Source organism: Pseudomonas sp. JH-2, assembly GCF_036231725.1.
Lineage (GTDB): Bacteria > Pseudomonadota > Gammaproteobacteria > Pseudomonadales > Pseudomonadaceae > Pseudomonas > Pseudomonas delhiensis.
Window position 1 is genome coordinate 56,598 of sequence record NZ_JAZAQP010000016.1, and the last position, 18,494, is coordinate 75,091.

The window sequence follows — 18,494 nt, forward strand, 5'->3', positions numbered from 1 at the left end:
CAGGGGAATGGCATGGGTGGGGCCGCGTAGGAGCGGAGCCGGACGCCCCGGTGGCACGGGTGGCGGCGGATAACCGCGAACGGTTATCCGCCCTACGAACCTGCCAACTGGCGCTGCGTTACCTGCGCGCCCAATGAAAACGCCCCCGGCGCAGCGTTGCTGCGTCGGGGGCGTGATTCGCCAGGCTGAGGCGGGCTCAGGCGGTTTCGCCCTCCAGTTCGCCCAGCCGCGTCGAGGGAACCGTCGCCACCAGCCAGGCGAGCAGCCGTTGCAGCTCGCTGCCCAGCGACTCGACCACCGCCGCCTGGAAGCGATCGAGGCGGTAGTCGAAGTGGAACCCCCAGACCTCGTCCAGTTCGACGTAGAGCGTCAGCGGCGTGCTGGTCTGCTCATGGTGCCGCATGCCGAGGAACTGCAGCGCCTGGCTGCCCTCCTCCGCCTGGGACAGCTCTCCCGGATAGTTCTCGAACACGATGACCGTATCGAAGAGTTCCGAGCCATGCCATTGCTGCAGCTCGGCCAGCGACGCATAGCCATGCTCGCGCATGCGCAGGTTGAACGCCTGGATCTCCTGCAGCCACTGGGCGATGCTCAGTTCCGCCGCAAGCTCGGCCACCAGCGGCACGTCGTTGATGTACAGCCCCAGCTGCCGCTCGATGCCGGGCAGCTCCGCCGGCCGCCCGGACAGCGTCACCCCGCAGGCCACCGTCGTCCGCTGCAGCCGGCGCCCCAGCAACAGCAGCCAGGCGGCCTGCACCAGGGTATTGACCGTGACCCGCTGCTGCCGGGCGAACTCGCCCAGGGCCGCGCTGCGTTCGGGCGTGAGGGCGAAGAACAGGTGTCCGTGCCCGCAGGCCCCCTCGCTCGCCGCCGGCGCCAGCAGGCTGGGCGCGTCCAGGCGCGCCAGCGCCTGCTGCCAGAAGCGCCGGTCGCCCTCGTGGTCCACACCCTGCAGCCAGGCCAGGTAGTCGCGGAAGCTCCCCGCCACGGGTGCCGGGGCGCCAGCCAGGTAGGCCCACAGGATGTCCTCATACAGGCGCGAGGCGCTCCAGCCGTCCAGCAGGATGTGGTGGCTGGTCAGGGCCACGCGGTATTCGCCGTCGGCGAGCCGCACCAGCGTCAGGCGCAGCAAGGGCGCCTTCGCCATGTCGAAGGGCGTGAGGCGGTCTTCGAGCAGGCGCTCCTCCACCTCCAGGGGCGTCAGTCCGCGCCCGTCGACCAGCGTGAAAGGCGCCTCCACCGCCCGGTACACCACCTGCAACGGCTGGCGCTGCGCCGTCGTCGCGACGAAGCCGGTGCGCAGCATGCCGTGGGCGTCCAGGGTGGCCTGCCAGGCCCGGCGGAAGCGCTCGGGGTCCAGCCCGCGCACGCCGAGGGTGTGCTGGCAGATGAAATCGCCCTGCTCGTGCACCGCCTCGGGCAGCATGCCGCGCTGCATGGGCGTCAGCGGGTAGATATCCTCGACCCGCGCCGCCTCCAGGCCCAGCGCATCCAGTTGCGCCTGGGTCAGGCCGGCCAGGGGCACGTCGGCGGGCGTCAGCGCCCCCGTGCCCGGCTGGCAGCAATGCTCGATCAGCCCTTCCAGTTCACGGCGATAGTCCTCGGCGAGCCGTTCGATGCCCTCGCCCTGGAAGACCTCGAGGCTGAAGGTCCAGGTCAGGCTCAGCTCGCCGTCGTATACCTGGCCGTTGATGCTCAGCCAGTTGCCCAGCGGGGCCTGCTCGCTCAGGTCCGCGCCGGCACGCTCCGTCGAGAAGCTGTGGGCCGGCTCGCCATCGTCGGCACCCGGCCCGTCGAACTGCCCCAGGTAGTTGAAGGTGATCCGCGGCTCCGGCAAGGCCCGCAGCGCCTGCTGGCTGGCGGCGTCGCCGAGGTAGCGCAGCAGGCCGAAACCGATGCCCTTGCCGGGCACCGCCCGCAATTGCTCCTTGATGCCCATGAGCGAGCGCCCCAGGTCCGGCTCCGGCACCAGCCGCAACGGATAGACGCTGGTGAACCAGCCCACCGTGCGCGAAAGGTCGATGTCCTCGAACAGGTCTTCGCGGCCGTGGCCTTCCAGCTGGATCAGCGCATGGTCGCGGCCGCTCCAGCGGCAGACCGCCCTGGCCAGCGCGGTGAGCAGCAGGTCGTTGACCTGGGTGCGGTAGGCCGCCGGCGCCACCTGCAACAGTTTGCGCGTCATGTCGGCGTCCAGGCGCAGCTGGACGTGCCGCGCATCGCACAGCCGGCGGGAGCCCTCGGGGTTGTCGCAGGGCAGCGTCGGATCGGCGTCCTGCAGTTCGTTGCGCCAGTAGTCCAGCTCCTGCCGCAATGTGCTGCTGCCGGCATGTTCGAGCAGGCGCAAGGCCCAGGCCTGCAGCGAACTGGTCCTGGCCGGCAGGCGCGGTGGCTGGCCGGCGGCGCACTGGCGGTAGGCGCTGTCCAGGTCCTCCAGCAGGATCCGCCAGGACACCCCGTCCACCACCAGGTGGTGGATCACCAGCAGCAGGCGCTGGCTGCCGTCGGCCAGCGTGGCCAGCAGCGCCCGCAGCAACGGGCCGCCGGCGAGGTCCAGGCTGCGTTGTGCTTCCTCGCCCAGGGCTTCCAGCGCCTCCGGGCCGTCCAGCTCGGCCTGCCAGAGGATGCCCGCCTGTTCCCAGGCAGACTGCACTTCGGCCAGATCCCGGTAGCGCGCCGAGCCGGCGTCGAAGGCCAGGCGCAAGGCATCGTGGTGGATGACCAGCCCTCTCAGCGCCCGCTCCAGCACTTCGCCCTCCCAGGCCTTGCCCGGGGCCGCGAGCAGCACCGACTGGTTCCAGTGGTGGCGCTGGGGAATGTCCTGTTCGAAGAACCAGCGCTGGATCGGCGTCAGCGGCAGCGTGCCGCTGGCCGGCCCCTGGTCGACGGCGGCTTCTTCCGCGCGCCGGGCCACCCGTGCCAGCTCCTGCACCGTCTGGTGCTGGAACAGCTCTTTCGGGGTGAAGCGAATCCCCGCCTGGCGGGCCCTGCTCACCAGTTGCAGGGAGATGATGGAGTCACCGCCCAGCTCGAAGAAGTTGTCGTTCAGGCCCACCTGCGGCAGCTTCAGCACCTCTTGCCAGATGTCCACCAGTTGCCGCTCCAGCTCGCTGCGCGGCGCTACGTAGTCCTGCTGCAGCTCGCTGATATCCGGCTGCGGCAGGGCCTTGCGGTCCAGCTTGCCGTTGGGCGTCAGCGGCAGTGTCTCGAGGAACAGCAGCTGTGCCGGCACCATGTACTCCGGCAGGCTCGCTTTCAGTGCTGCCTTCAACTCGTCGCGCAGGGCGTGCCGCTGTTCGGCTGCCAGCGCTCCGGTCGGCACCACGTAGCCCACCAGTTGCTTGCCACTGGCGCCGTCGCGGGCCAGCACCACTGCCTCGCGCACCGCGTCCTGCTCCAGCAGGCGGGCTTCGATTTCGCCCAGTTCGATGCGGAAACCGCGAATCTTCACCTGGTGGTCCACCCGACCCAAGTAGTCCACCACCCCATCTGGCCGGGCGCGGGTCAGGTCGCCACTGCGGTAGACGCGTTCGCCATTGCCGAACGGGTCCGGCACGAAGCGTTCGGCGGTCAGCGCCGGGCGCTCCAGGTAGCCCCGGGCCACACCCTCGCCGCCCAGGTACAGCTCGCCGGCCAGGCCCACCGGCAGCAGGTTCAGCTCGGCATCCAGCACGTAGCCGCGGCGCTTGCCCAGCAACGTGCCGATGGGTGCATAGGCCGCTCCGCACGGGTCTTCCTTGCGGGCCTTCCACAGCAAGGGCGTTACCACCGTCTCGGTGGGGCCGTAGCCGTTGAACAGGTACTGCGGGCGCAGTGCCCGCCAGGCCAGGTCATAGCTCGCCTGCGGCACTGCATCACCACCGAAGCAGTAAACGCGGGTCGGCGGCGGGTTGCCATCACGTTCGGCGTGTTCGGCCAGCTGTTGCAGGTACACCGGTGGGAATACCGCCAGGGTCACTTGATGCCGGTGCATCTGCGCGTAGGTCTGCTCCGGCAGCCACAGGCTGTCGTCGCGGATCAGCACGCGCGCACCGTTGATCAGCGGATGCATCCAACCTTCATGGGCGCCGTCGAAGGCAAAGGACATGAAGTGCAGTTCGCAGTCCGAAGGGTTCGTCTCGTAGCGTTCACCAGTGGCGCGGATATGCGACACCAGCGGCCCGTGGGACACCGCCACGCCTTTAGGCAGGCCGGTGGAGCCGGAGGTGTAGATCACGTAGGCCAGGTTGTCGCCGTGCAACGCCACAGTCGGCGCAGTAGCGGGAAGGGATTGCCACTCCTCGGCGCGGTCCACCGCGAGGGTCGGCAGCCCTTCCGGCAGCGGCAGTTGGCTCTCCAGATCGCTCTGGGTCAGCACCAGCGCTGCCGCGCAGTCCTGCATCATGTACAGCAGGCGCTCGCGCGGATAGGCCACGTCCAGCGGCACATAGGCGCCGCCCGCCTTCAGCACGGCGAGGAAAGCCACCATGGTCTCCGCCGAGCGACGCATGGCGATGGCCACCCGTACTTCGGGGCCGACGCCCAGTTCGATCAGACGGTGCGCCAGGCGGTTGGCCCGGGTATCCAGCTCGCCATAGGTCAGCGGCTGGTCGGCAAAGATCACCGCCACCGCATCCGGCGTCTCCGCTGCACGATCCGCCACCAGTTGGTGGATATAGCGGTCGCTCGCGTAGTGATCCGCAGTGTGATCCCAGCGCTGCAGGATCTGCGCCCTCTCCGCCCCACCGAGCATTTCCAGCTCGGCCAGGCGCGCCTGCGGGCGTTCGCACAGAGCCATGAGCAGGTTGCCGAAGTGCCCGGCCACCTGGCCGAGGGTTTCCTCGTCGAAGTGCCGGCGGTCATAGCTGTAGTGCACTTCCAGCCGCTCGCCCAGCAGCACGGCCAGGGCCAGCGGGTAGTTGGTCTGCTCGTGGTTGCCCACCTCGCCGAAGCGCAGCCCAGCCGGGGCGCCCTGCTGCAGCGCCTCGGAAACCGGGTAGTTCTCGAATACCAGCAGGCTGTCGAACAGCGCTTCGTTGCCCAGCCGCGCCCAGCGTTGCACCTCGTACAGCGGGGTGTGCTCGAACTCGCGCAGGGCCAGGCTGCGCGCCTGCACCTGGGCGATCCACTCGGCCGCCGTCTGCTCCGCGCGCGGGCTGCCGATCACCGGCAGGGTGTTGATGAACAGGCCGACCTGTTCCTCGATGCCGGCCAGCTCCGCCGGACGTCCCGCCACGGTGGCGCCGAAGCACACCGTGTCCTGCCCGGTGTAGCGCCGCAGCAACAGCAGCCAGGCGGCCTGCACCAGGGTATTCAGCGTCACCCGCAGGCTGCGGGCGAACTCACCCAGTTGGCGGGTACGTTCCTCATCCAGCACCTGGCTGTACAAACCGTGGCCGGCCTGGCCCGCCAGGGCCGGGCGCAGCGCGTGGGTCAGCCGCGTCGGCGCGTCGAGTTCCACCAGCTGGGTTTTCCAGAACGCCTCGCTGGCCTGCGGGTCCTGCCGCTGCAGCCAGTCGATGTAGTCGCGATAGTTCCCCGCGGATCGGCCGGTGGGGTGTCCGGCATAGCGTTGCAGCACCTCGCCCAGCAGCCGCGAGTTGCTCCAGCCGTCCAGCAGGATGTGGTGGCAGGTGTAGATCAGGTGGTGGCTGCGCTCGCCGGTGCGGATCACCGTCAGGCGCAGCAGCGGTTCCTCCGCCAGGTCGAAGCTGCGTTCGCGGTCGGCCTTCGCCCAGGCATCCAGGCGCGCGCCGAGGTCCGCCTGGCCCTGCCAGTCCAGCACCGCGAACGGCACCGGCATCTGCCGGCGGATGACCTGCAGGGGTTGCGCCAGGTCGCTGATGAACGCGGCACGCAGCACGTCGTGGGCATCCACGGCCGCCTGCCAGGCGCGCCGGAAGCCCTCGACCTCCAGGCCCTCCACGTCCACGCGCATCTGGTTGACGTAGTCGCCGCCCTCCCGCTCGTACAGGCTGTGGAACAGCATGCCCTGCTGCATGGGCGAGAGCGGGTAGATGTCGGCTATCTGCGCCGCCGGCAGCGGCAGGCTGTCCAGCTGGCCCTGGCTCAGGCGCGCCAGGGGAACGTCCGAAGGCGTCAGGCCGCGGTTGGCCGTATCGCTGCAATGCCCGATCAGTTCGCGCAGCTCATCGGCGTACTCGCTGGCCAGGCGCTGGATGGTCCGCTCGTCGAACAGCTCGCGGCTGAAGCCCCAGTCCAGGCTCAGCTCGCCGTCGTACACCCGCCCGTTCAGGTTGAGCAGGCCGTCCAGGGGCGCGTTCTCGTCCAGGCCGGCGCCGCTGCTTTCCTTGGCGGGGACGAACAGGCCGTCTTCGGCGTCGAAGCTCTGGTCGAACTGCCCCAGGTAGTTGAAGACGATCGCCCCGCTCGGCAGGCTTTCCAGCGCCCGCCTCGCCTCGTCGGAGCCCAGGTGGCGCAGCAGGCCGTAGCCGAGCCCCTTGCCGGGCACCGCCCGCAACTGCTCCTTGATGGTCTTGATGGAATCCGCCAGGCCCGCCCGGGGGCTGAGGCGCACCGGGTACATGCTGGTGAACCAGCCGACGGTGCGGGTCAGGTCGATATCCGCGAACAGCTCTTCCCGGCCATGGCCTTCCAGGCGCACCAGGGTTTCCGGTTGCCCGCTCCAGCGGCAGATCACCCGCGCCAGGGCGGTCAGCAGCAGGTCGTTGACCTGGGTGCGGTAGGCCGCCGGCGCTTCCTGCAGCAGGCGGCGGGTCCAGTCGCGGTCCAGGCGGGTGCTGGCATAGGCGACGTGCTTCTGTTGCCGCCCGCCGGCCGGGTTGGCGCAGGGCAACTCGTCGCTCACGCCGACCAGCTGGGCCTGCCAGTAGGCCAGTTCCGCTGCGGCGGCCGCGCCCTGGGCATGGGCGGCCAGGCGCTCGGCCCAGGCCTGGAACGAACTGGTCTTGGCCGGCAGCTCCGCCGGCTGCCCGGCAACGGCCCGGGCATAGGCTTGTTGCAGGTCGTCCAGCAGCACGCGCCAGGACACCCCATCCACCACCAGGTGGTGGATCACCAGCAGCAGGCGCTGCTCGCCGCCGGGCAGCTCCGCCAGCACCGCCCGCAGCAGCGGCCCCGCCGCCAGGTTCAGGCTGCGCTGCGCCTGGTTGGCGACATCTTCCAGCGCCTCCGGCGTGGCCAGGCGGCGGCTCCACAATACGTCCGCGTCCGCTTGCGGCGCGCTGAATTCGGCGCGCCAGGCGCCATCATGCCGCTCGAAGCGCAGGCGCAGGGCGTCGTGGTGCGTCAGCAGGGCTTGCAGCGCGGCCTGCAGGGGCTGGGCCTGCAGGGGGTGGCGCGGCGCCAGCAGCAGCGACTGGTTCCAGTGCTGGCGGTTGGGGATGTCCTGCCCGAAGAACCAGTGCTGGATCGGCGTCAGCGACAAGGCGCCGGTGACCGGCCCCTGCGCCACCTGCAGGCCCTCGGCGCGCCGGGCCACGCTGGCCAGCCCCTGCACCGTCTGGTGCTGGAACAGGTCCCTGGGGGTGAACTGGATGCCCGCCTGGCGCGCCCGGCTCACCACCTGCAGCGAGACGATGGAGTCGCCGCCCAGTTCGAAGAAGTTGTCGGTCGCGCCCACCTGCGGGCGCTTCAGCACGTCCTGCCAGATGGCCGCCAGTTGCCGCTCCAGTTCGCTGCGCGGCGCCACGTAGTCCTGCTGCAGCTCGCTCGCGTCCGGCTGCGGCAGGGCCTTGCGGTCCAGCTTGCCGTTGGGCGTCAGCGGCAGCGCTTCGAGGAACAGCAGCTGCGCCGGCACCATGTAGTCCGGCAGGTTCGCCTTCAACGCCGTCCTCAGGGCCTCGCGCAGTTCGCGCTGGCCCCCGTTCGCCACGCTTTCAGCCGGCACCACGTAACCCACCAGCTGCTTGCCGCTGACCCCGTCCTGGGCCAGCACCACCGCCTCGCGCACCGCGTCCTGCTCCAGCAGCCGCGCCTCGATCTCGCCCAGCTCGATGCGGAAGCCGCGGATCTTCACCTGGTGGTCGATGCGCCCCAGGTACTCGATCACCCCGTCGGGCCGGTAGCGCGCCAGGTCGCCGGTGCGGTAGAGCCGGCCGCCACCCTGCCCGGCGAAGGGGTCGGGAAGGAACTTCTCCGCCGTCAACGCCGGCCGGTTCAGATAGCCACGGGCCAGGCCCGCCCCGACCATGCACAATTCGCCGCCCTTGCCGATGCCGGCCGGCTCGCCGGTGGCGTCGATGAGATGCACGCCGCTGTTGGCCAGCGGGCGGCCGATGTTGGCGCTGCCGCCCAGTGTCCTCAGGGTGTAGGTGGAATAGGTGGTGTCCTCGGAAGGGCCGTAGAGGTCGTAGACCCGCTCGATGTGGCCGAGCCCGTAGAGGTTGTCCACCACCGTCTGGGCGAGCGGCTCGCCCGCCAGGTTGACGATGCGCACCGAGTCGGGAACCTGCCCCGCCTCGCAGAGCATGCGGATGGCCGAGGGCACCGTGTTGACCAGGCGCACCCGCTGCCGGGCCGGCAGCTCCGGCAGTGCCAGGGCATTGTCGGCCAGCACCACGAAGCCGCCGCTGGCCAGGGTGACGAAGAACTCCCACACCGAGAGGTCGAAGCAGATCGAGGTGGAGGCCAGCACACCCTGCAGGTCTTCCCGGCTGTAGACCGTGCCGGCCCAGCCGACCAGGGCCGCCGCGTTGCGGTGCTCGATCATCACGCCCTTGGGCTTGCCGGTGGAGCCGGAGGTGTAGATGCAGTACGCCAGGTTCTCCGGGCCGGCCAGGTGGCAGGGGTCGTCCTGCGGATACGCCTCCAGGGCCAGGTCGTCGACCGCCAGCACCTGCGCCGCGCCCCCCTGCGGCAGTTGGGCGAGCAAAGCGCGCTGGGTCAGCAGCAGGCGCGCCTGGCTGTCCTCCAGCATGTAGGCCTGGCGCTCCTTCGGGTACTCCGGGTCCAGCGGCACGTAGGCGCCGCCGGCCTTGAGGATCGCCAGCAGCCCCACCAGCATCTCCAGGCGCCGCTGCATGGCGATCCCGACCAGCACCTCCGGCCCCACGCCCAGCTCGCGCAGCTTGTGGGCCAGGCGGTTGGCCCGCAGGTTCAGCTCGCGGTAGCTGTACTCCTGCTCGCCGTCGATCAGCGCCAGGGCTTCCGGCGTCCGCGCCACCTGCTCCTCGAAGAGTTCGTGCAGGCAGGCCTGGCGATAGGGCGCGGCGGTGTCGTTCCATGCGTGCACCACCTGGTGCCGCTCGGCGGCGCCGAGGATGGGCAGTTCGGCGATGCGCCGCTGCGGGTCGGCGCAGACCGCTTCCAGCAGGTTCCGCCAGTGGTCCGCCAGGCGCTCCACGGTGGGCCGCTCGAAGAGGTCGGTCGCATAGGTCAGCGACGCCCGCAGCCCGCGCTCGGACTCGAAGGTGTCCAGGGTCAGGTCGAACTGCGCGGTGCTGACTTCCCGCGGCAGGCTCTCGACGATGAGGCCGGGCAGTTCCCGCGCCTTGCCCCGGCTCTCGTTCTGGTGGTTGTACATCACCTGGAACAGCGGGCTGTGGCTCAGGTCGCGCTCGGGCTGCAGCGCCTCCACCAGTTGCTCGAAGGGCAGCTCCTGGTAGGCCTGGGCCTCCAGCGCGCGCTGCTTCACCTGGCCCAGCAGGTCGTCGAAGGTGGTGTGCAGCTCGAACTCCGCCTTCAGCACCTGGGTGTTGACGAAGAAGCCGATCAGCCCTTCGGTTTCCACCCGGGTGCGGTTGGCGATGGGCACGCCCACGCGGATGTCGGCCTGCCCCGAATGGCGGTTCAGCAGGCTCTGGAAGGAGGCCAGCAGCAGCATGAACAGGGTCACGCCGCGGCTCTGGGCCAGTTCGCGCAGCTTGCGGGCCAGCTCGTCGGCCAGCGGGATCTCCACCTCGCCGCCGCGGTAGCTCTGCACCGCCGGCCGCGAACGGTCGCTGGGCAACTCCAGGGGCGGCTGCCCGCCGCCCAGCCGTTCGCGCCAATAGCCCAGCTGGCGCTCGCGCTCCCCGGCCTCCATGCAGCTGCGCTGCCACAGGGCATAGTCGGCATACTGGATCGGCAAGTCCGCCAGGGCGGCCTCGCGCCCCTCGCTGTACGCCGCGTACAGGCGCACCAGTTCGTCGACCATCAGCGCCATGGACCAGCCGTCGGCGATGATGTGGTGCAGGGTCAGCACCAGTACATGCTCGTCCGCCGCCAGGCGTAGCAGCTTCACCCGCAGCAGCGGGCCGTGCTGCAGGTCGAACAGCGTCCGGATTTCCGCCTCGATGCGCGCCTGCAGGGCTTCCTCGCTGCGCGAGGCCAGCGCCTCGTAGCCCAGCTCGAACGGCAGCTCGGGGTGGACCACCTGGACGGCCTGGTCCTGTTCCTGGCGGAAGTGGGTGCGCAGCGTCTCGTGGCGCGCGATCAGCGCCTCGAAGCTGCGCCGCAGGGCCCCCAGGTCCAGCCGGCCGCGCAGCCTCAGCACCGCCGGGATGTGGTAGGCCGCGCTCTCCGGCGCCATCTGCCAGAGGAACCACTGGCGCTGCTGCGCATAGGACAGCGGCCGCGTCCCGGCCTCGTGGCGGGTGACGGGGATCGGCAACTGCGACAGGCCGATGTTCTTCGACACCAGCTTCTGGAAGAACAGCCGGCGTTGCTCGAGGGGGAGGCGAACGAAGCGATGGGCCAGGTCCAGGTTCTTGTCGGGTTGCATGTCACACTGCCTCGAGTTCGGTCATGAAGTCGCGGAGATCGTCGAAGTCCGCGTCGCTGCTGGGGGCGTACTGCGCCGCCGAGGCCGCGTAGGCCTCCAGGGTTTCGCTCTGGAACATCAGCGCCAGGGGCAGGTTCACGCCCAGTTCGTCCTGCGCCCGCGCGGTGGCTTGAGTGGCCAGCAGCGAGTGGCCGCCCAGGTCGAAGAAGTTGTCCTTCAGCCCCACCTGCGGCAGTTTCAGCACTTCCTGCCAGATCGCCGCCAGTTGCCGTTCCAGCTCGCTGCGCGGCGCCACGTAGTCCTGTTGCAGTTCGCTGATGTCCGGCTGCGGCAGGGCCTTGCGGTCCAGCTTGCCGTTGGGCGTCAGCGGCAACGTCTCCAGGAACAGCAGCTGTGCCGGCACCATGTACTCCGGTAGGCAGGCCTTCAGCGCCGCTTTCAGCTCATCGCGCAGGGCGTGGCGTTGTTCGGCCGGAATCGGTTCGGCCGGCACCACGTAGCCCACCAGTTGCTTGCCACTGGCGCCGTCGCGGGCCAGTACCACTGCTTCGCGCACCGCGTCCTGCTCCAGGAGCCGCGCCTCGATTTCGCCCAGTTCGATGCGGAAACCGCGGATCTTCACCTGGTGGTCCACCCGGCCCAGGTAGTCCACCACGCCGTCCGGCCTGGCGCGGGTCAGGTCGCCGCTGCGGTACACGCGCTCGCCGTTGCCGAACGGGTCCGGCACGAAGCGCTCGGCGGTCAGCGCCGGGCGTTCCAGATACCCTCGCGCTACGCCCTCGCCACCCAGGTACAGCTCGCCGGCCAGGCCCACGGGCAGCAGGTTCAGCTCGGCATCCAGTACATAGCCACGGCGTTTGCCCAGCAGTGTGCCGATCGGCGCGTACGCCGCTCCGCACGGGTCTTCCTTGCGGGCCTTCCACAGCAGCGGAGTTACCACCGTTTCGGTGGGACCATAGCCGTTGAACAGGTACTGCGGGCGCAGCGCTCTCCACGCCAGGTCATAGCTCGCCTGCGGTACCGCATCGCCACCGAAGCAGTACACGCGGGTTGGCGGCGGATTGCCGTCGCGTTCGGCGTGTTCAGCCAGTTGTTGCAGGTACACCGGCGGGAACACCGCCAAAGTGACCTGATGCCGGTGCATCTGCGCGTAGGTCTGCTCCGGCAGCCACAGGCTGTCGTCGCGGATCAGCACGCGGGCGCCATTGATCAGCGGGTGCATCCAGCCTTCATGGGCGCCATCGAAGGCGAAGGACATGAAGTGCAGCTCGCAGTCCTCGGCATTGGTCTCGTAGCGCTCGCCAGTGGCGCGGATGTGCGAGACCAGCGGACCATGGGAGACCGCCACGCCCTTGGGCAGGCCGGTGGAGCCGGAGGTGTAGATCACGTAGGCCAGGTTGTCGCCGTGCAGCGCTACGGCCGGCGCGCTGGCAGGTTGGTCCTGCCATTCCTCGGTGCGGTCCACCGCCAGGGTCGGCAGCCCCTCCGGCAACGGCAGTTGGTTCTCCAGATCGCTCTGGGTCAGCACCAGCGCAGCAGCACAATCCTGCATCATGTACAGCAGGCGTTCGCGCGGATAGGCCACGTCCAGCGGCACGTAGGCGCCACCGGCCTTCAGCACGGCGAGGAAGGCCACCATGGTCTCCGCCGAGCGACGCATGGCGATGGCCACCCGTACTTCGGGGCCGACGCCCAGTTCGACCAGGCGGTGGGCCAGGCGGTTGGCCTGGCTATCCAGCTCGCCGTAAGTCAGCCCCTGGTCGGCGAAGATCACCGCCACCGCATCCGGTTTCTCCGCGGCACGGTCCGCCACCAGTTGGTGGATGTAGCGGTCGCTCGGGTAGTGATCCGCAGTGTGGTCCCAGCGCTGCAGGATCTCCGCTCTCTCTGCATCGCCAAGCATTTCCAGCTCGGCCAGGCGCGCCTGCGGGCGCTCGCACAGCGCCACCAGCAGGTTGACGAAATGCTCGGCCAGGCGGGCAACCACGCGCGTGGGCAGGACCTGGGCGTCATGGTTGAAATGCAGCGCCAGGGTGCTGCCCAGGTGCACGCCGAGGGTCAGCGGGTAGTTGGTCTGCTCGCGGCTGTCCACCTCGCCGAAGCGCAGCCCGGCCGGGGCGCCCTGCTGCAGGGCCTCCGCCACCGGGTAGTTCTCGAATACCAGCAGGCTGTCGAACAACGCCTCGCCGCCGCGCCCGGCCCAGCTCTGCACCTCGTACAGCGGGGTGTGCTCGAATTCGCGCAGTGCCAGGCTGCGCGCCTGGACCTGGGCCACCCACTCGGCCACCGTCTGTTCCGCCTGCGGGCTGCCGACCACCGGCAGGGTGTTGATGAACAGGCCGACCTGCTCCTCGATACCGGCCAGCTCCGCCGGGCGGCCCGCCACGGTGGCGCCGAAGCACACGGTCTCCTGGCCGGTGTAGCGGCGCAGCAACAGCAGCCAGGCGGCCTGCACCAGGGTGTTGACGGTCACCTTCTGGCGCTGGGCGAAGACCCTCAGGCGCTCGCTGACCGGCCGCTCCAGGTCCCTGCGCAGCAGGCCGTGGCCGCGCTCCCCGTCGTTACCGGCGGACAACGAGAGGGCCAGTCGCGTCGGCGCCTCCAGTTCGGCCAGTTGCTCCTTCCAGAAGGCCTCTTCGGCCTGGACATCGCGCCGCTGCAGCCAGTCGATGTAGTCGCGGAAGGTGCCCGCCGGCGCCGCGGGCGCCTGCCCGGCATAGTGCTGCAGCACCTCGCCCAGCAGCCGCGAGTTGCTCCAGCCGTCCAGCAGGATGTGGTGGTGGGTGTGAATCAGGTGATGGCTGTGCTCCCCGGTGCGGACCAGGGTCAGGCGCAGCAGGGCCTCCCCGGCCAGGTCGAAGCCACGGCGGCGCTCGGCCAGGGCCAGGCGCTGCAGTTCCGCCTGCAGATCCCCCCGGCTACGCAGGTCGACCACCGCGAAGGGCACCTCCATTTGCCGCCGGAGCCACTGCAACGGGCGTTCCAGCGTACCGAGGAAGCCGGCCCGCAGCACGTCGTGGCGGGCCACCACGGCCTGCCAGGCGTTGCGGAAACGCTCGACGTCCAGCCCCTCCACGTCCACCCGCAGCTGGTTGACGTAGTCACCCTCCTCCCGCGCGTAGAGGCTGTGGAACAGCATGCCCTGCTGCATGGGCGAGAGCGGGTAGATGTCCTGCACCGCGGCCAGCTCCAGCGGCAGCGCGTCCAGTTGCGCCTGGTCCAGCCCGGCCAGGGGGAAGTCCGAGGGCGTCGCCCCGGCGTGGCGCGGGTCGCGGCAGTGCTCGATGAGCGCCTGCAGCTCGCGCGCATAGTCGTCCACCAGGCGCTGCACGCTGGCCGCCTCGAACATTTCCTGGCTGAACGCCCAGCTCAGGCTCAGCTCGCCGCCGTAGACCTGGCCTTCGATGCTCAGCCAGTTGGCCAGCGGCGCGCGCGGGTCCTGGGCCTGGCCGGCGCTTTCGGCGGCCGGCAGCAGCAAGGCGGCTGCGTCGAACTGGCGGTCGAACCGGCCCAGGTAGTTGAAGGTGATACGCGGCTGCGGCAGCACCGCCAGTGTCTGCGCCGCCTCGTCGCCGGCCAGGTAGCGCAGCAGGCCGTAGCCGACGCCCTTGTCCGGCACGCTGCGCAGCTGTTCCTTGATAGCCTTGATCGAGGTGCCGATGTCGGCGGCCGGCGTCAGGCGCAGCGGGAACAGGCTGGTGAACCAGCCGACGCTGCGGCTCAGGTCCAGCCCGCCGCCCAGGTCCTCGCGGCCGTGGCCTTCCAGTTGCACCAGCAGGCTGGCGTCGCCGGTCCAGCGGCACACCACCCGGGCCAGGGCGGCCAGCAGCAGGTCGTTGACCTGGGTGCGGTAGGCCGCCGGGGCCTTCTGCAGCAGCTGGCGGGTGCGCTCGGCGTCGAGGGTCAGGGTGAGCTTGCGTTCGTGGCGGTTCTCCAGCGCGCCTTGCGGGTTGTCGCAAGGCAGGCTGCGCGGGGCGTCGGCCAGTTGCGCCTGCCAATAGGCCAGTTCGCCCAGGCGCCGCGGCGCCTGTTCGTGCAACTGGCGCGTCCAGGCCTGGTAGGCGCTGCTGCGCGGCGGCAGGTCGGCGTCCGGCTGTTCGTACAAGTGCTGCAGGTCCTCCAGCAGGATGCGCCAGGACACCCCGTCCACCACCAGGTGGTGGATCACCAGCAGCAGGCGCTGGCCGCCGTCGGCCAGGTCCACCAGCAGCGCGCGCAGCAGTGGGCCGTTTTCCAGGTCAAGGCTGCGCTGGGCCTCTTCGCAGAGCGCTGCCAGCGCTTCGGGCGAATCGGCCCGGCGCCACCACAGCGGGCTTTCGGCCTGCTCGGCGTAGGCCTGCTGCCAGGCGCCCTCCACCTGGCGGAAACGCAGGCGCAGGGCGTCGTGATGCGCCAGCAGGCGGGCCAGCGCGCGCTCCAGGCGCTCGCCGTCCAGGCGCTGGCGGGCTTCCAGCAGCAGCGACTGGTTCCAGTGCCGGCGGTTGGGAATGGCCTGCTCGAAGAACCAGTGCTGCACCGGCGCCAGGGCCGCCTCGCCCTGGGCCGGGCCCTGTTCCACCGCGGCGGCCGCCAGGGGCTTGGCCACCTGGGCCAGGCCGCGCACGCTCTGGTGCTGGAACAAGTCGCGCGGGCTCAGCTGCAGCCCGGCCTGGCGCGCCCGGCTGACCACCTGGATGGCGATGATGGAGTCGCCGCCCAGGGCGAAGAAGTTGTCGTCCAGGCCGACCTGGCCGAGGCCCAGCAGGTCCTGCCAGATATCCGCCAGGCGCTGCTCCACTTCGTTGCGCGGCGCCACGTAGTCGGCCTGGGTCACTGCTGCATCAGGCTTGGGCAGGGCCTTGCGGTCGAGCTTGCCGTTGGGGCTCAGGGGCATGCTTTCCAGCGCCAGCCACTGGGCGGGTACCATGTATTCCGGGAGGCTGGCGGCCAGGTGCGCGGACAGGGTTTCGCGCCAGTTGTCGCTTTCGCCATCGAGCACCACGTAGCCGACCAGTTGCTTGCCGTCCACGGCCAGCACCGCTGCTTCACGTACCGAATCATGCTCCAGCAGCCGCGCCTCGATCTCGCCCAGCTCGATACGCAGGCCACGCAGTTTCACCTGGTGGTCGATGCGGCCGGCGTATTCGATCACGCCGTCGGCGCGGTAGCGGGCCAGGTCACCGGTGCGGTACATCCGCTCGCCGGCCACGAAGGGACTGGCGACGAAGCGCTCGGCGGTCAGCGCCGGGCGCTGGTGGTAGCCACGGGCCAGGCCTTCGCCGGCCAGGTACAGCTCGCCCAGTACGCCTACCGGCACCGGTTCCAGATTGTCGTCGAGGATATGGCAGCCCAGGTTGGCGATGGGTTTGCCAATCGGGACGGCATCCTTGCCCTCCTCCACGCAGGTCCAGTGGGTGACGTCGATGGCGGCCTCGGTCGGGCCGTAGAGGTTGTGCAGGCCAGCCTGCGGCAGCTTGGCGAAGACCTGCTGCTGCGCATCCACCGGCAAGGCCTCGCCGCTGCAGACGATGCGCTTGAGGCTGGTGCAACTATCGACTTCGGCGTCCTGCAGGAAGGCCTGCAGCATCGAGGGCACGAAGTGCAGCGTGGTCACGCCTTCGCGGTTGATCAGTTCCACCAGCTTCGCCGGATCGCGATGGTCGCCCGGTGCTGCGACGACCAGGCGGGCACCGGTCATCAGCGGCCAGAAGAATTCCCACACCGAGACGTCGAAGCTGAACGGCGTCTTTTGCAGGACGGTATCGCTGCCGTCCAGGCCATAGGCTTCCTGCATCCAGCACAGGCGGTTGGTCAGCGCGCGATGGCGGTTTCCGGCGCCCTTGGGCTTGCCGGTGGAGCCGGAGGTGTAGATCACATAGGCGAGGTTCTCGCCGTCCACGAGCGCAGCGGGATTGGCGTCGCTGTAGCCTTCCAGCCAATCGCTCTCCTGGTCCAGGTCGATGCGCTGCACCCCCTCGGCCAACGGCAGGTCCAGGTGCGACTGGCTCAGCAGCAGCTTCACGCCGCTGTCTTCCAGCATGTAGGCCAGGCGTTCGGCCGGGTATTCCGGGTCCAGCGGCACATAGGCGCCGCCAGCCTTCAGAATCGCCATCAGGCCGACGACCATCTCGATGGAGCGTTCCACCGCGATGCCCACCAGGCGGTCCGGCCCCACGCCGCGCGCGATCAGGGCATGGGCCAGGCGGTTGGCGCGCTGGTTCAATTCCGTATAGCTCAGGCGCTGCTCGCCGAAGGCCAGCGCCGGTGCATTCGGGTGACGTTCGACCTGCTCTTCGAACAGCTGGTGTACGCCGCGTTGCAACGGATATTCGGTAGCCGTGGCATTCCACTGTTTCAGGATCAGCTCACGCTCACCGGCGTCCAGCATCGGCAGTTCGCCGACCGCCTGTTGCGGGTTCTCGATCATCGCCCGCAGCAGGTTCTGCCAGTGCCGCGCCATGCGTTCGATGGTCGCCGGCTCGAACAGGTCGGTGGCGCAGGTCAGCGCGGCGTACAGGCGGCCGCCCTTCTCGTAGGTGTCCAGGGAAAGGTCGAACTGGGTGGTGCGGCTCTGCCAGTCCAGGCGGCTCAGGCGCAGGCCGGCCACGTCGTCCAGGGCCTCGATGTCGGCCACCTGCGGCTGGTGGTTGTACATCACCTGGAACAGCGGGCTGTGGCTGAGGCTGCGCTCCACCTGGAAGGCGTCCAGCAGGCGCTCGAACGGCAGGTCCTGGTGGGCCTGGGCGCCCAGCACGCTGTCGCGCACCTGGGCCAGCAGGCGCTCCACCGGCGTCTGCCCGTCGAATACCGCGCGCAGCACCTGGGTGTTGACGAACAGGCCGATCAGCCCCTCCACCTCGGCGCGGTTGCGGTTGGCGATGGGCACGCCGACGCGCAGGTCGCCCTCGCCGCTGTAGCGTTGCAGCAGCACGTCGAAACCGCCCAGCAGCAGCATGAACAGGGTCAGCCCCTGGCGCCGCGCGGCGGCGCGCAGCGCTTCGGCCAGCGCAGGCTCCACGGCGAATTCGTAGCGGGCGCCGCGGTAGCTGGCCTGGGCCGGGCGCGGGTGGTCGCCGGCCAGCTCCAGCACCGGGTGGCGCTCGCCGAGCTGCTTGCGCCAGTAGGCCAGCTGGCGCTCCTGCTCGCCAGCCTCCAGCCAGCTGCGCTGCCACAGGGCGTAGTCGGCGTACTGCACCGGCAGCGCCTGCAGCTGCGCCTCGCCGCCCTGGGCGTAGGCGCTGTAGAAGCGGCCGAACTCCTCGATCAGCAGGTTCATCGACCAGCCATCGGAGACGATGTGGTGCAGCGTCAGCAGCAGCACGTGCTCCCGTTCGCCCAGGCGGATCAGGCGCACCCGCAGCAGCGGGCCATTGCCCAGGTCGAAGGGCTGCAGCGACTCGCGCTGGGCCTCCTCGCGCACCCGCGCTTCCCGCTCGTCCGCCGCCAGGGCGCCGAAATCCTCGTAGACCACCTGCAGCTCGCCGGGCATGGGCGCCAGCCGCGGGGTGCCGTCCGCACCGGGGACGAACACCGTGCGCAGCGTCTCGTGGCGCTCGACCAGGCTGGCGAAGGCGCGGTCCAGGGCCTGGCGGTCCAGCGCCCCGTCCAGGCGCACGGCGCCGGGCAGGTTGTAGGCGCCGCTGTGCGGGTCCAGCTGCCAGAGCAGCCACATGCGTTGCTGGGCGTAGGACGGCCGGTCGCGCTCGGCGCCCGGCACCCCGGCCGGAATCGGGAACAGCGAGAAGTCGACGCCTTCCGCGCTCAGGCTCGCCAGGAACATCCGGCGTTTTTCCAGGGGCAGCTCCAGGAAGCGGCGGGCGAGTTTCAGGGACTGTTCTGCGTTCATCTGTCTTCT

1 protein-coding gene and 1 pseudogene are annotated in these 18,494 nt (G+C 70.0%); both read right to left on the bottom strand.

The annotated features are described in order from the left end of the window. Positions 1-196 precede the first annotated feature (196 nt). Positions 197-10,660, bottom strand: coding sequence for a non-ribosomal peptide synthetase (locus tag VV867_RS13670; protein ID WP_328566668.1), 10,464 nt, complete (start codon positions 10,658-10,660; stop codon positions 197-199). Between the two features lie 103 nt (positions 10,661-10,763). Further along, positions 10,764-18,485, bottom strand: a pseudogene (locus VV867_RS13675) (amino acid adenylation domain-containing protein); the annotation flags it as partial. Between the last annotated feature and the right edge of the window lie 9 nt (positions 18,486-18,494).